The 13,561-nt window shown below is 62.3% G+C and carries 14 protein-coding genes and 1 pseudogene; 4 read left to right on the top strand and 11 right to left on the bottom strand.

The annotated features are described in order from the left end of the window. Window positions 1–90: 90 nt before the first annotated feature. The 5 genes from Q5H93_RS21195 to Q5H93_RS21175 are packed head-to-tail and all read right to left on the bottom strand — an operon-like array spanning window position 91 to window position 3,071. Window positions 91–975: a 4-hydroxy-3-methylbut-2-enyl diphosphate reductase gene (locus Q5H93_RS21195; RefSeq protein WP_305008707.1), complete on the bottom strand. Its 885-nt coding sequence runs from the start codon at window positions 973–975 to the stop codon at window positions 91–93. Between the two features lie 53 nt (window positions 976–1,028). Beyond that, window positions 1,029–1,742, bottom strand: a complete 714-nt coding sequence (cmk, locus tag Q5H93_RS21190) for a (d)CMP kinase (protein ID WP_305008706.1) — start codon at window positions 1,740–1,742, stop codon at window positions 1,029–1,031. Window positions 1,743–1,777: 35 nt separating this feature from the next. Beyond that, a complete protein-coding gene (locus Q5H93_RS21185) occupies window positions 1,778–2,176 on the bottom strand; it encodes a hypothetical protein (protein ID WP_305008705.1) in 399 nt (132 codons plus the stop codon). Between the two features lie 3 nt (window positions 2,177–2,179). Further along, window positions 2,180–2,878, bottom strand: a complete 699-nt coding sequence (locus Q5H93_RS21180; protein WP_305008704.1) for a hypothetical protein — start codon at window positions 2,876–2,878, stop codon at window positions 2,180–2,182. Between the two features lie 10 nt (window positions 2,879–2,888). Further along, entirely contained in the window at window positions 2,889–3,071 is a 183-nt protein-coding gene (locus Q5H93_RS21175) for a hypothetical protein (protein WP_305008703.1), read from the bottom strand. A 64-nt stretch (window positions 3,072–3,135) separates the two neighbouring features. Here Q5H93_RS21175 and ade point away from each other — a divergent pair, with 64 nt between their 5' ends. After that, window positions 3,136–4,779 (top strand): adenine deaminase, encoded by a 1,644-nt coding sequence (ade, locus tag Q5H93_RS21170; RefSeq protein ID WP_305008702.1) that lies wholly within the window; start codon window positions 3,136–3,138, stop codon window positions 4,777–4,779. A gap of 180 nt (window positions 4,780–4,959) precedes the next feature. Here the strand turns inward: ade and Q5H93_RS21165 are convergent, their stop codons facing one another. Continuing rightward, entirely contained in the window at window positions 4,960–5,376 is a 417-nt protein-coding gene (locus Q5H93_RS21165) for a response regulator (RefSeq protein ID WP_305008701.1), read from the bottom strand. 75 nt (window positions 5,377–5,451) lie between these two features. Further along, window positions 5,452–6,426: pseudogene (locus Q5H93_RS21160) on the bottom strand (PLP-dependent cysteine synthase family protein); the annotation flags it as partial. A 289-nt stretch (window positions 6,427–6,715) separates the two neighbouring features. Between Q5H93_RS21160 and sucD the strand changes: the two are divergent. Further along, complete coding sequence (gene sucD / locus Q5H93_RS21155; RefSeq protein WP_305008700.1) at window positions 6,716–7,597, top strand: succinate--CoA ligase subunit alpha; 882 nt, start codon at window positions 6,716–6,718, stop codon at window positions 7,595–7,597. A gap of 68 nt (window positions 7,598–7,665) precedes the next feature. Here sucD and Q5H93_RS21150 read toward each other — a convergent pair whose 3' ends face one another. The 3 genes from Q5H93_RS21150 to Q5H93_RS21140 all read right to left on the bottom strand — a co-directional run bounded on the left by Q5H93_RS21150 (window position 7,666) and on the right by Q5H93_RS21140 (window position 10,201). Beyond that, window positions 7,666–8,457: a hypothetical protein gene (locus Q5H93_RS21150; RefSeq protein WP_305008699.1), complete on the bottom strand. Its 792-nt coding sequence runs from the start codon at window positions 8,455–8,457 to the stop codon at window positions 7,666–7,668. A 49-nt stretch (window positions 8,458–8,506) separates the two neighbouring features. After that, window positions 8,507–9,289, bottom strand: a complete 783-nt coding sequence (locus tag Q5H93_RS21145; RefSeq protein ID WP_305008698.1) for a hypothetical protein — start codon at window positions 9,287–9,289, stop codon at window positions 8,507–8,509. A 183-nt stretch (window positions 9,290–9,472) separates the two neighbouring features. Next, window positions 9,473–10,201 (bottom strand): hypothetical protein, encoded by a 729-nt coding sequence (locus Q5H93_RS21140; protein WP_305008697.1) that lies wholly within the window; start codon window positions 10,199–10,201, stop codon window positions 9,473–9,475. A 264-nt stretch (window positions 10,202–10,465) separates the two neighbouring features. On the opposite strand from Q5H93_RS21140, the gene Q5H93_RS21135 reads away from it, so the two are divergent. Further along, complete coding sequence (locus Q5H93_RS21135; RefSeq protein ID WP_305008696.1) at window positions 10,466–11,866, top strand: mercuric reductase; 1,401 nt, start codon at window positions 10,466–10,468, stop codon at window positions 11,864–11,866. A gap of 18 nt (window positions 11,867–11,884) precedes the next feature. After that, entirely contained in the window at window positions 11,885–12,325 is a 441-nt protein-coding gene (locus tag Q5H93_RS21130) for a hypothetical protein (RefSeq protein WP_305008695.1), read from the top strand. A 5-nt stretch (window positions 12,326–12,330) separates the two neighbouring features. Here Q5H93_RS21130 and Q5H93_RS21125 read toward each other — a convergent pair whose 3' ends face one another. After that, window positions 12,331–13,479 carry a hypothetical protein gene (locus Q5H93_RS21125; protein ID WP_305008694.1) on the bottom strand — a complete coding sequence of 383 codons (1,149 nt, stop codon included), beginning with the start codon at window positions 13,477–13,479 and terminating at the stop codon, window positions 12,331–12,333. Between the last annotated feature and the right edge of the window lie 82 nt (window positions 13,480–13,561).

The following is a 13,561-nucleotide window of genomic DNA, read 5'->3' as shown; positions in this document are numbered from 1 at the left end:
ACAAAAGCCCAGGCGGCGCGACCGGGCGAACCACCCCCGTTTTGCCTGCGGCAAAACATCCCCTCCTTTCCAAGGAGGGGAATTGTCGTTCTAGCCCAGCACTACGTCCACCGCCTCAATGCGCTCCTGCACCTGGCGCATCAGCCACAGCGGCGTGCTGGTGGCCCCGCAGATACCCACGGTTTCGGCGCCCACAAACCATTCGTCCTCCACTTCGGCCTCGTTTTCCACGAAGTAGCTGCGCGAATTATGCTGCTGCACTACCGTGAACAGCGCCTTGCCGTTAGAGCTTTTGCGCCCGCTCACGAACACGATAACATCGTGCTCTACGGCAAACCGGGCCAGCTGCGGCTCGCGGTTGCTCACCTGCCGGCAGATGCTGTCGTTGGCGTCGAAGCTCTGCAAATCGCCGCCGGCGGCGGCGATGCGAGCCTCAATCAGCGCCTTCATTTTATAGAAGCCGGCCGTGCTTTTGGTGGTCTGGCTGAAGAGCGTGACGGGCCGCGCGAAGTCAATCTGGTCGAGGTCGGCCTCGTTCATCACGATGATGGCACGGTTGCCGGTCTGGCCGGTGAGGCCCGCTACTTCGGCGTGACCGGGCTGGCCGTAAATGACAATCTGGCCATCCTGGCGCGTGGTTGCGTCGAAGGCGTGCTTCACGCGGTTTTGCAGCTTCAGCACCACCGGGCAGGAGGCGTCAATCAGCTCCAGGTTGTTGCGCAGGGCCAGCTGGTAGGTTTCGGGCGGCTCGCCGTGGGCCCGGATGAGCACCTTCGAGTCGTGAATTTCGGCCAGCTGCTCGCGGTCGATGATACGCAGGCCCTGCTGGTGCAAGCGCTCCACCTCCATGCGGTTGTGCACGATATCGCCGAGGCAATACAGCGTGTTTTCGTGCGCCAGCTCGTCCTCGGCCATCTGAATGGCAAACTCGACGCCGAAGCAGTAACCGGAATTCTTATCAATCGTGACCTTCATGTTCCTACGTCAACACCGGGCCTGTGCGCCGGGTTGCAAAGGTACGAAAATGTTCAGGCGCTGGTCTTGCCCGCCCACGCGCCATACGTGGCAAAAAGCGCCGATGAGGCCCGGTCGAGCACAAAATCGACCTGCTCGCTGATGGTAATGTGCGTGGTATCCAGCAATACCGCATCCGCAGCCCGGCGCAATGGGCTCTCGGTGCGGGTCGAGTCGAGGTAATCGCGCTTGCGCAGGTTTTCGATAATATCAACCAGCTCCACGTGCTCGCCCTTGGCGGCCAGCTCTTCCTGCCGGCGGCGGGCCCGGATTTCCACTTCGGCCGTCATAAATACCTTCACCTCCGCATCGGGAAAAACGGTAGTGCCGATGTCGCGCCCATCCATCACCACACCGCGCTTGCGGCCCATGCGCTGCTGCTGCGCCACCATGGCGTGCCGCACCATCGGAATGCCCGACACCTCGCTTACGAGGTTGGAAATGCGCATTTGACGAATGTCGTCTTCGCGAATCTTACCGTTCAGGCACAGCTCATTGCGCCCGGTGGTGCGGTGGCGCTTAAAGCTGATGTGAATGTCGTGCAAAGCCTGCTCGATAGCCGCCATATCATCGAAGGCAATGCCGGCTTCGAGCAGATACAGCGTGACGCCGCGGTACATGGCGCCAGTGTCGACGTAAGCGTAATGCAGGGCGGCAGCTACGGCTTTGGCTGTCGTGCTTTTACCGCACGAAGAGTAGCCGTCAATGGCGATAACGAGTGGTTTCATATAACGACGCGGGAACGGCCATTGGCCCCGCAAGATTACGAAATCCAGCCCTTACGAGCGGCGGGTGGGGCCGCCAGCCGCGCCGGAACCGAGGCAAAAAACGTGGCAACGGACGCGCTTTCGCCCTCATTCAGCTGAGTATTCACCAGTTGGAAAGGATTGAAAAAAAATCGGTTCGCGATGCCCACGCCGGTGGTGCCGTCGCGCCCGGCGGCCCACTCGCCCCGGTAGGTCTGCACCAGGCACTGCCCCAGAAAACAGCCCAGCGCCATTACCACGCCCTCGCGCTCGGCGGCGGGCAGCTCCGCGCGCTGCACCTCGATGAAGCGGGCGAGGTGCGTGACGGCATCGGCGTTGAAGGCGGGGAGGTTGAGCTGCTGGCGCACCTGCTCGGCGGCGGTTTGCAGGGCGACTACTTGGGGAGAATCGGGCATAAGTTAGCGGGGATGGCGGGTAGCGTATTCGGCGAGGAGCTTGGCAATTCCCTCTTCGCTCATAATGGCATTACGCAGTTTTTTGGTCAGCACTTCATCGCCGGCCATTGCCAGCTTCAGGTGCTTACGGGCCTCACTGGTATTGGGCTGGAGCGTGAGCAGCGGCGCCGCATTGGCCGGCCGCAACAGGTACAAGGTCACCAGCTCTTCCTTAAAATAACCGTTGGGGGCGTCATTCAGGTTATCGAGAAGGGCCCCGGTGGCAATGCCGGCCGCGCCGCCCGAAATGCCCCGGAGTACGTACTTCATGGCCGGGTCCTGCACGCCGCGCAGCACTTCCATCACGCCCTGCACGCGGTACACTTCCAGGCCCGCGCCGGCCGGGCACACCTGCATCATGCCGTGGGTGTAGTGCGTCACCACGCCGTTCACCACCACGTCGTAGTTGCGGAGCGTGGCAAACGAGTCGGCGCCAATCACAAAGTTGCGGACCTCGGCGGCGGCGAGCTTTTTCGCCGGGGTGGTGTCGGTAGCGGCTATCAGCAGGTCGTTGTCGCTCACCAGGCAGAGCCGGCCGCGCAATTGCTGGCCGTTGGCCAGGCGGTAGCGCCCTTCCTGGTACACGATGGGCGTCGGCTTGGGCTTGGCGGAGCCGAACAGCGGTAGCGCCAGCAGCAAGGCGAGTAGGCTTACACGCAACATAAAAGCAGAACTAATGCGAATCGCACGGACACGGCGCATTGCCGTGCGCGGCGCGGCGCTTGTACATCTTGGTTTTCTTCTGCAGGCTTGTGCGGCGGGCGCAGCCGCTGCTGGCTGCTACCCCGAATATCACCGCCAGCAGCAGCAACACGGACACCATCTTTTTCACGACCACGGGGGTTTGTTTGCTCAAATATAAGTTCTTTGCGGGCCTGTAACCGGCCCGGGGCCGGTTTTATTGCCTCACTTCCGCGCCCATGCCCGCCTCTTTTACTCTCACGGCCAACGTTGTCGACATCTTTGCCCGTTCCATCCAGCCCGCCACCATTAGCGTGGTCGATGGCCATATCGCATCTATCACGCCCACCAGCGCGGCCGCAATCGACCCGGCCCTCCCCTACGCCCTGCCCGGTTTCGTCGATGCCCATGTGCACGTCGAAAGCTCATTGCTGGTGCCCAGCGAATTTGCCCGCCTGGCCGTGACGCACGGCACCGTGGCCACCGTAAGCGACCCGCACGAAATCGGCAACGTGCTGGGTGTGGCGGGCGTGGAGTACATGCTCGAAAACGCGGCTCACTCGCCCTTCAAGTTCTGCTTCGGCGCGCCGAGCTGCGTACCGGCCACGCCGTTCGAGACGGCCGGGGCCGAAATCACGGCTGCCGACATCGAAAGGCTGTTCGAAAACCCCAAAATCGGCTACCTGGCCGAGATGATGAACTGGCCCGGCGTGCTGCACCGCGACGCCGATGTAATGCAGAAAATTGCCCTGGCCCAGCAGGCCGGCCGCCCCGTCGACGGCCACGCCCCCGGCCTGCGCGGCACCGATGCCGCCCGCTACGCCAGCGCCGGCATCAGCACCGACCACGAGTGCTTCACCGCCGATGAGGCCCGCGACAAGCTGGCCGTGGGCATGAAAATCCTCATTCGCGAGGGCTCGGCGGCCCGCAATTTCGCCGCCCTTATCGAGCTGCTGCCCCAGCACTACCCCAACCTGATGTTCTGCTCCGACGACAAGCACCCCGATACGCTGGTGCTGGGCCACATCAACCAGCTGGTGCAGCGCGCCGTGGCCCTCGGCCAGGACGTATTCAGTGTGTTGCGCGTAGCCTGCGTCAATCCCGTGCATCACTACCGTCTGCCCGTCGGCCTGCTGCAAGTCGGTGACCCGGCGGATTTTATCGTCGTCCGGGGTTTGCAGGATTTCCAAGTGCTGCAAACCTATTTGAATGGCGAGCTGGTGGCCGAAAACGGCCAGTCGCGGCTGCCCGCTACATCCATCGAGGTGGTCAACAACTTCCATGCCCAACCCTTCACAGCGGCTGATTTTGCACTACCCGCCACCGGCCAACAGTCCATGCTACCCGTCATCGAATGCTTCGACGGCCAGCTCATTACCGCCCGCCTCAACCTGCCGGTGCCTGCCGAAAACGGCCTGCTGGTGCCCGACGCGGCCCAGGATATTCTCAAACTCACCGTCGTCAATCGCTACCAGCCGGGCGTGCCGCCCGCCGTAGCCTTCATCCGCGGCTTCGGCCTGAAACATGGCGCACTGGCCAGTAGTGTGGGACACGACTCACACAATATCACCGCCGTAGGCTGCGACGATGCGAGTCTGGCCCGGGCCGTGAATCTGGTGATTGAGGCCAAAGGCGGGCTGGCGGCCGTGGGGGCTGATGGCACGGAATTACTGCTGCCGCTGCCCGTGGCGGGCCTTATGTCAGACCAGGAAGGAACCCAAGTGGCAGCCGCTTACACGGCCGTGGATGCGCTGGCGAAGCAGTTGGGCTCGCCACTGGAAGCGCCGTTTATGACGCTGTCATTTATGGCCTTGCTGGTGATTCCCAGCCTTAAGCTTAGCGACAAGGGCTTGTTTGATGGGGAGGCGTTTCGGTTCGTGTAATAACCTACAAGACTGTGCTGACACCAGAACTGTCATGCTGAACGCAGTGAAGCATCCTCTCACGGCACAGCGATTTTGTTCGACCGCGATAGGATGCTTCACTGCGTTCAGCATGACAGCACATAAAAAAGCGCCCCGACTATCACTAGCCGGGGCGCTTTATGTTTTTGTTATTTCTGCTTACGCGGCCGACTGAAACCGCTTTTCCAGCAGTTTCTGCATCTTTTCTTCGGTCAGCGGCTTGGTCAGGTATTCTACGTTGGGGTACTCGGCCACGCGGGCGGTGTCGGCGCTGTGCATGGAGGTGGTGAGCACGGCCATCACGGTTTGCTCCTGCACGGGCTTGGGCAGGGCGCTGTAGAGCTGTAGGAATTCGAAGCCGGATACGCCGGGCATTTTCAAATCCACGAACACCAAATCGGGCTTGGGCGCGGCATCGGCGCCGTGCTCGCCCCAGATTTGCTCAAAGGCCTCGTCGGCCCGCGAAAAAGTGCTAACCTGCTCGGCCACGCCCAGCCGGCCCAACAGGCGGTTGTTAAGGAAACTCGTGGTTTCGTTATCATCCACCAGCACAATATGATTTAAGCTTGCTGACATAGCACCGGAATAGATTATGGGTGGCGTTGACTACGAAATTACTAAGGAATTTACAATTCCCCAAAGTTTGGCTTAGAGCCAACCCTGGGCACGCATCCAATCGTCGTTGTAGATTTTGCCCAGGTAGCGCGTGCCGTGGTCGGGCAGGATGATGACCATCGTGTCATCTTCTTTCAAATGCTCGCGGGCATATTCCAGCGCCCCGAAAACGGCCGAACCGCAGCTCCAGCCCACAAAAAGGCCTTCTTCCTTGGCCAGACGGCGCGTCATCACGGCCGCGTCCTCGTCGCGCACTTTGATGAACAGGTCAATCTGGTCGAAGTCCACATTCTTGGGCAGAATGTCTTCGCCGATGCCTTCGGTCTTGTAAGGGTAGATTTCGTTGTGGTCGAAAATCCCGGTTTCTTTATACTTTTTGAACACCGAGCCATAGGTGTCGAGGCCCACCGTCACGATGTTCGGGTTTTGCTCCTTGAGGTACTTGCTGGCCCCGCAGATAGTGCCGCCCGTGCCCACGCCGGCGGCGTAGTGGGTGATTTTGCCCTCGGTGCCGGTCCAGATTTCGGGGCCGGTGGTGGCGTAGTGGGCGGCGGCGTTCGAGAGGTTGTCGTACTGGTTGGGGTAGTAGGAATTGGGAGTTTCCTCGCTCAGGCGCTTGGCTACGGAGTAGTAGCTGCGCGGGTCTTCGGGCGCTACATCCACGGGGCAGACCACCACCTGGGCGCCCACGGCGCGCAGGATGTCCTGCTTTTCCTTGCTCTGCTTGTCGCTCATCACGAAGATGGTATTGTAGCCTTTGGCGATGGCGGCCAGGGCCAGGCCCATACCGGTGTTGCCGCTGGTACCTTCGATGATGGTGCCGCCGGGCTTGAGCAGACCCGCTTTTTCGGCATCCTCAATCATGCGGATGGCCATGCGGTCCTTCACCGAGTTGCCGGGGTTGAAATACTCCACTTTGGCCAGCACCGTGCCCTTGATGCCGTCGGTGACTTTATTGAGCTTGACGAGGGGAGTATGGCCGACGGCCTCAATGATGTGATTGTGGTACATGTGCGAATGCGGAAGCGGAAAATGAGTTGCAGGATGGGAATGGAAGACAAAGGTACGGGTTTTGGCGGGGTGCCTCTTGTCATGCTGAGCGCAGCGAAGCATCTTATCACGCCAGCACGACGCAGTAATTCAATCGTTCGGACGTGAGAGTATGCTTCGCTGCGCTCAGCATGACAGCTCTGGTATTATCCCATGCCGCCTTGCCCTCCCCCCAAAAAGCCCTACTTTTGCGGGCGGTACGGCCCTTCGGGCTGGCCCCTCCCCTTCTTCACCCCAAAAACACCCAAGAATGAGCGTTCTGGTTAATAAAGATTCCAAGGTTATCGTGCAGGGCTTCACCGGCTCGGAAGGTTCGTTCCACGCCGGCCAGATGATTGAGTACGGCACCAACGTGGTGGGCGGCGTGACCCCCGGCAAAGGCGGCACCCAACACCTCGACCGCCCGGTGTTCAACACCGTGGCCGATGCCGTGGCCGCCACGCAGGCCGACACCAGCATCATTTTCGTGCCCCCGGCTTTCGCGGCCGACGCCATCATGGAAGCGGCCGACGCGGGCATCAAGGTGATTGTGACCATCACGGAGGGCATCCCGACCAAGGACATGATTGCCGTGAAGCACTACCTGAAGGACCGTCCGGGCCTGACGATGATTGGCCCGAACTGCCCCGGCGTGATGACGGCCGGCGAGTGCAAAGTGGGCATCATGCCCGGCTTTATCTTCACCAAGGGCCGCGTGGGCATCGTGTCGAAATCGGGCACGCTGACTTACGAAGCCGTGGACCAGCTCACCAAAGCCGGCCTGGGCCAGACCACGGCCATCGGCATCGGCGGCGACCCCATCATCGGCACCACCACCAAGCAGGCGGTGGAGCTGCTCATGAACGACCCCGAGACGGAAGGCATCGTGATGATTGGCGAAATCGGCGGTGGCATGGAAGCCGAAGCGGCTCGTTGGATTAAGGAAACCGGCAACAAGAAGCCCGTGGTAGGCTTCATCGCCGGCCAGACGGCGCCTCCCGGCCGCCGCATGGGCCACGCCGGTGCCATTGTGGGCGGCGCGGATGATACCGCCGCGGCCAAAATGGCCATCATGCGTGAGTGCGGCATCCACGTGGTGGATTCGCCGGCCGAGATTGGCGAAACGATGCTGCGCGTGCTGGGCAGCAAGTAATTGTTGTTGTTGTTCGCCTGATAATACAAAAGCCCTGGCGCAAGCCAGGGCTTTTTTTGTGGCCGCTGCTACCGCTTTTTGAGCAAATCGGGGCGGAATACCAGGCCGCCGCTAAACAGAAATGAGGTAGGGGCCGTGCGCTTGTCGGAGGGGTCGTTGCGGTTGCCGGTGAGGGGCAGCGAGAAGCCACCCGTGAGCTGGAATTTCAGTGGTCCCCGACCAAAGCGCACGAAAGCCGAGGGCTCCAGAAAGGCGCGGTTGGTAGCGGTGAAGGAGCTGTCGTTGAGGGTCAGGCTTGAGTAGTCGACCACCGTGCCCCGCAGCGAAACGCCCGCCATGACGCGGCGCTCGGGGTGGGGCCAGGCGGCGTACACCTGCCCGTAGTAGCGCCGGTAGCTGGCCTGGTATTCGCCGGCATACACCGGAAACGGGAAGGGCAGCCAGGGCGAGGCTACTTCCACGTCTTCGGCGTGCAGGCGGGTGCTGGCAAAGCCCACGCCGCCCACCGCCGCCAGGTAGGCCGCCGACGTAGCCGTGGGGGCGCGGTAGTAGCCCAGCCCCAGCCCTCCCTGCCGGTGGTAGTCTTTGTAGGTGATGGTCTGGCCCTGGGTGGTATAGCTGCCATCGCTGCCCTGCATGGCCCCCTCGCCCACTACCAGCAGATGCGAGGTAGGAGCCCAGGCCACGGTGGCCTCGGGCGCAATGAGCATACGTAAGCTCAGGCTGGCTTCGACCTGGCCTTTTTCCAGTACCGGGGTGGCGGGCACGGTGGGCGCGTATACGGCGCAGCCGCCGAGGAGGCCGACACTGGCCACCAACCCTGAAAAACGATAAAAACCTTTGGGGTAGCGGGAAGGCATCAGAAGGATGGCTGGGATTGATACGGCTAGCAAGTTACTGGAAAACGGCTTAGTGCTTCTGTAGTGAGTAGCCGATGCCTACTACCCCTCCCCGATTGAACCGGGCCCGGAAGTCCACATCGTCGTAAGGCACGGGGTCGGTGCGGCCGGGCAGGCAGAAAGAAAGCCCGCCGCCCGCTTGCAAGTACCAGTGACTCTCGGCCAGCTCCCGGCCCAGCCAGCGCCGATAAGAGTAAAATAACTCGTGCCGCAATTGGCTATCGAGCGGAAGCGGGTACAGCGTGTAATCGCCCTGGCGATTCTGCGCACTGAGTTCGCTGAAATCTATCAGCGCCAGCCGGTAGCCGAAACCCATACCATGCCGGTGCAATTGCTTATTAAAGCTGATTTGCCCAAAATATTTCTGGTAGCGGGCATTGTAATTATTACTGAAGGCCAGAAAGATGCCGAACTCCGAAACGGTGCGCTCTACCTGGGCCGCCCCGAAGCCGCCAATCAGCTGGCCGCTCCAGCGCTCCCCCATCGGAAAATAAGTACCCGCGCCTACCTCGTATTGCAGCGTGCGGAGGCCGTCGCCGGGGTCGATAGCTGCAGAGTCAGTAAACAGCTTCGGGCGGCCGGTGGCGGCGGCTAGCAGCAGCAGGCTTTTGCAAGGCGAGTAGGCAGCCTGGAGCTCGGCCCGGCCGGTGCCTTGCAGCTGAAAGCTGACCTCACCTTCGCCCTGGGCCCGGATGATGGGCGCGTGCGGCGTCATGGGCGTGTAGATGGAGCAGGCGGCGCAGGCCAGCAGCAGACTGCTGGCGCTCAGCAGGCGGGTAAAGAGTCGGTTCATTCGGCGGGCGTTGGTAATTCGAACCGAAATACCGCGCCACTGCCGCTGCCGCCAAACCCATCTTTTTAATTCAGAGACTTTACTTACCGGCTATTTTTCAAAGCCGTGCGCTTGTCACCAGCGGCTTAGGTCTCCCTTTTTCCGACATTTCCGCTAGCTGCTTTGCAGCGGTATTCCGACAACCTAAAACCCCGCTTTCCCCTCGCCCAGGTTAATCACCAGCCCCAACTGAAATACCGAGTTGGCCGCCTTCAGGTAGTTGTTTTTGTGGAAGCCGATAATCTGGCCGCTCATTAATTGCAGCTGCACCGGGCCCACGAGCTGCGTGCGGGTGAAGGTGATGGGCTCGAAAAACATGTTGCCGATGCCGGGCTGCAGCTGGCCGTCGATGCGGAAATCGTGCAGCCGCAGGTAGCTCAGGCGCAGAGCCGCGCCGTAGGTGAGCGGAAAGTCATGGCGGAAAATGCGCAGGGTTTTCTGCTTTTTGCGGGCGAAGTTGACCTGGGCGAAGACCTTGGCAAGGTCGCCGTCGAGGGTGCGGGTGGTGCGCTGGGCTTCGTCGCGCTCAAGGCGGCGGGTATGGCCGCCGCCGGCCCCGCCGTACACTTCGAGCACCCGGCCATCGCGCAGGCGGGTGAAGTAGCCGAGGCTGGCTTCGCCGAAGTCGATGTCTTCGGTGCGGTCGGACTTCTGGCGGTGCAGCGAGGAGAAGGTGCCGGCGGCGGCCAGGTGGTTGGTGAAGGCGTAGGCACCCTGCAGGGCGAAGTTGGTGTGCTGGTTGGTGCTGAGGCTGCCGTAGAATTCGCCTTTCTGGGTGAGCATGGGGGCGTGCGGCGGCGGCGGGAAGTAGAGCGAGGCGCAGCCCGTGAGCAGGGGTAGCAGGAGCAACAGCAGGCGCAACGGGAGCTTCATAGGGGCAAAGGTCGGGAGGGATGGTGGCTGAATAACGGATGAGCGGGCAAAAAGAACATCATCCTGAGCTGACCGCAGGGAGGCGAAAGGACCTCGCCCGTTTCGCTGTGGTAGTATTTCCAATCGTTCAAAAGAAAACAATTACTACCCTAACGGCGCGGACGAGGTCCTTTCGCTGCGCTCAGGATGACGTTCTTTTTGCGTCCGCAAACAGCCGCTTCGCCCTCCCCTACCGTATGCAGGCTACTCCCTAACCTCCTCCTTATGCCCGCTACTTCCTTCGATGCCCTCATTATCGGTTCTGGCCAGGCCGGCACGCCGCTGGCTTACGCGCTGGCCGATGCCGGCCGCCGGGTGGCCATCATCGAAAGTGCCTCGCTGGGGGGCTCCTGCCTCAACTACGGCTGCGCGCCGACCAAGGCGCTGCTGGCCTCGGCGCAGCGGGCGCACCATGTGCGGACGGCCGGCGAGCTGGGCATCGAGCCAGGCCAGTGGCAGGTCGATTTCGCGGCCGTGATTGAACGGATGCACCGGCTGCGGCAGAACTCGCGCAACAGCATCGAGCGCAAGCTCACCAAGGACCGCGACGGCATCACGCTGCTGCGCGGCTGGGCGCGCTTCACGGCGCCGCACACGCTGGCGGTGGCGCTGCACGGCGGCGGCGAAGAGCTGGTGACGGCCCCGCTGGTGTTCATCAATACGGGCACCGGGCCGGCCGTGCCCGACATCGAGGGCCTCGAAGGCAGCGGCTACCTCACCAGCGACTCGCTGCTGCTGACCCTGACGGAGCAGCCGAAGCACCTGCTCATCATGGGCGGCAGCTACATCGGCGTCGAGTTTGGGCAGATGATGCGGCGGCTGGGCTGCCGCGTCAGCATCATCGACACCAAGCCGCGCCTCATGGCCCGCGAGGATGCCGACGTGAGCAAGCCGCTGCAGGAACTGCTCGAAGCCGAGGGCATCGAGCTGGTGTTAAGCGCCCAGGTGCGCCGCGTGACGCGCGGCACCGACGAGCAAATCACGCTCACCGTCGAAACCAAAGACGGCCCGCGCCACCTGCGCGGCTCGCACCTGCTGGTGGCCACCGGCCGCGTGCCCCACACCGCCGACCTGGGCTTGGAGCACACGGCCATCGAACTTGACAAAAAAGGTTACATCCAGGTAAACGAGCACCTGCAAACCGCCCAGCGCGGCGTGTATGCGCTGGGCGACGTGAAGGGCGGCCCGCAGTTTACGCACATCAGCTACGACGATTACCGCATCGTGCGCGACGCCATTTTGCACGGCAAGCAGCGCTCGGCCGAGGGCCGCCCCCTGCCCTACGTGGTGTTCACCGAGCCGCAACTGGGCCGCATCGGCCTCTCCAAAAACCAGGCGCGGGAGCAGAAAATCCCCTTCCGGGTGAGCCGGCTGCCGGCCCGCAACATCGGCCGGGCCAACGAGACGGGTCTCACCGAGGGCTTCGTGGAAGTGCTGGTGGGCGACGACGACCGTATTCTGGGGGCCAGTGTATTCTGCGAGCAGGGCGGCGAGATTATGACCATGTTTCAGTTGGCAATGGCGGGCGGCCTGCGCTACCCGCAGCTCGTGGACATGATTATTGCCCACCCCACCTGGGCCGAGGTGCTCAACAACGCCTTCCAACGGCTCAAGCCCGGGGAATAAACGCGCTTTCTTTGGGGCATGAAATCTATTGTTCTGCCCATAGTGGGTAGCTTGCTGGCACTGGCCGCCTGCCAACCCGCCGCCACCGATGCGCCGGCCACCACCGCCCCGGCGGAGGCGCCCGCAGCCGTATCCGCGCCACCGGCCCGGCCGCGCTTCGAGGGCACCTACGCGGCGACGGACACCACCTGCAACCTGTCGATAACCATCACACGGCGCGATACGAGCTACTTCTTTGCCTGCGACAGCCTGCGCGGGCCGGTGCGGGTGTGGCGCAACGCCACCGACTCCGACGTGGGCTTCGTCTTCGTGGGCCTGAAAAGCATCGAGCCGGAGGACGATGACATCAGCTGCGCCTGGCAGGATAGTATGCTGCTCATTCAGAACTACGGCAACGCCATGAACGAGTACCAGCGCTTCGACTGCGGCGATAAGTACCTGGAGCTGCGGCGGCAGTAGCTCGGTTAGAAATCGAAGTTGCGGGGCTCGCCCAGCAGCTCGCGGCCGTCGAGAATCTCATTGCGCCAGCGCAAGGGGTTGTTGGTATCGCGGTAGCGGCCCTCGGTGGCTTCGGGGTGGGCAATGCCCAGCTGCTCGCGGAGCAGGTATTCGTCGTACACCAAGGGCAGGTGGGCCAGCAATTGCTGGCGCTGACTTTCGACCACGGCCTGCCGGAGAGCGGCACGCCAGTTGGCCGCTTCTTTCAGGGGTACGGTATCGGCCGCTTCGAGCGATTTGAGGTATTCGAAATCCTCCACTACCTGCTTGTCCTCTGCTTCGCGGTCCTTCACCAGGGCATAGGCCGCTTTTTCGCGGCGCAGCTGCGCCGGTTCGTACGAGTCGATGAAGTCGTCCAGCAACTCTTCCATCTCCCACTGCGGCAGGTACTGGGGGCGCGGGTCGGGCGGCAGTGGGGGCAGCGGCGCGGCGGCCTGAACGGCCTCGTTGCGCGTCTGGCGGGCATCGGCCTCGGCCTGGCGGTAGCGCAGCTCGGCGGGGCGGCGCACATCGGGCAAGCTCAGGAGCATGCCGTTGCCGGTGCGCATGTTATGAAAATCGTACCAGGCCGGCGGATGGATGCCTTGGCGCTCGTGGTCGGGGGTTTCGCGGTCAAACTCCTGCTCGTAGAGCTTCATGGTGTCGTAGTCCTGCCAGCCGCGCGGGTCATACCAGGGGCCGCCGTTGCGGTCCATCACATCGTCGTCGAAGTCGGGGGCCAGGCGCACAAAATCGCAGTACATATCCAGCTCCTCGGGGGTGATGGGACCGGGCAGGGGGCAGTTTTCAATGGTGGCATCGTGCGCCTCAAAGTCGTAGCTGCAGTCTACTCCGGGCAGCGTGAGCAGGCCGGCGCGCCAGCGGCACTGCAGGTCGAAGAGCTTTTTGCGCTGAATGTCCCAGAGGCGGTCGTAGGCTAGCTCCCCAAAGCGCCGGGCGGCCTTTTCCTGGTTCGTTAGCTCGCGGGCCCCCTCCCACTGCCACATCCATTTCTCATGGCCATAGGTTTGGGCAAACATTTCGCGGATGCGGGGATGATAGTCGGCAAAGAACTCGTCGTACCGCGGATTGGTCAGAATATCCTGAGTGATTTCGGTGGCAGTGGGGGTGCTCATGCGAGAAAGAGGCTGGCGGGAATGAAGTGCTTAAAAATAAGCAGCGCGGGGGAAATACCGTGCTGCCCTGGCTTGGCATCAA

The sequence above is a fragment of the Hymenobacter aranciens genome (assembly GCF_030580865.1).
GTDB lineage: Bacteria > Bacteroidota > Bacteroidia > Cytophagales > Hymenobacteraceae > Hymenobacter > Hymenobacter aranciens.
The sequence above is the reverse complement of the archived record's forward strand: the minus strand, read 5'-3'. Positions and strand labels throughout refer to the sequence as shown.

Excerpts from the sequence above, each read along its gene's own strand:
- Q5H93_RS21145 (WP_305008698.1), bottom strand. The coding sequence starts at position 9,289 with ATGAACCGACTCTTTACCCGCCTGCTGAGCGCCAGCAGTCTGCTGCTG.
- Q5H93_RS21135 (WP_305008696.1), top strand. The coding sequence starts at position 10,466 with ATGCCCGCTACTTCCTTCGATGCCCTCATTATCGGTTCTGGCCAGGCC.
- Q5H93_RS21165 (WP_305008701.1), bottom strand. The coding sequence starts at position 5,376 with ATGTCAGCAAGCTTAAATCATATTGTGCTGGTGGATGATAACGAAACC.
- cmk (WP_305008706.1), bottom strand. The coding sequence starts at position 1,742 with ATGAAACCACTCGTTATCGCCATTGACGGCTACTCTTCGTGCGGTAAA.
- Q5H93_RS21180 (WP_305008704.1), bottom strand. The coding sequence starts at position 2,878 with ATGTTGCGTGTAAGCCTACTCGCCTTGCTGCTGGCGCTACCGCTGTTC.
- Q5H93_RS21125 (WP_305008694.1), bottom strand. The coding sequence starts at position 13,479 with ATGAGCACCCCCACTGCCACCGAAATCACTCAGGATATTCTGACCAAT.
- Q5H93_RS21130 (WP_305008695.1), top strand. The coding sequence starts at position 11,885 with ATGAAATCTATTGTTCTGCCCATAGTGGGTAGCTTGCTGGCACTGGCC.
- Q5H93_RS21185 (WP_305008705.1), bottom strand. The coding sequence starts at position 2,176 with ATGCCCGATTCTCCCCAAGTAGTCGCCCTGCAAACCGCCGCCGAGCAG.
- Q5H93_RS21140 (WP_305008697.1), bottom strand. The coding sequence starts at position 10,201 with ATGAAGCTCCCGTTGCGCCTGCTGTTGCTCCTGCTACCCCTGCTCACG.
- Q5H93_RS21195 (WP_305008707.1), bottom strand. The coding sequence starts at position 975 with ATGAAGGTCACGATTGATAAGAATTCCGGTTACTGCTTCGGCGTCGAG.
- Q5H93_RS21150 (WP_305008699.1), bottom strand. The coding sequence starts at position 8,457 with ATGCCTTCCCGCTACCCCAAAGGTTTTTATCGTTTTTCAGGGTTGGTG.
- sucD (WP_305008700.1), top strand. The coding sequence starts at position 6,716 with ATGAGCGTTCTGGTTAATAAAGATTCCAAGGTTATCGTGCAGGGCTTC.
- ade (WP_305008702.1), top strand. The coding sequence starts at position 3,136 with ATGCCCGCCTCTTTTACTCTCACGGCCAACGTTGTCGACATCTTTGCC.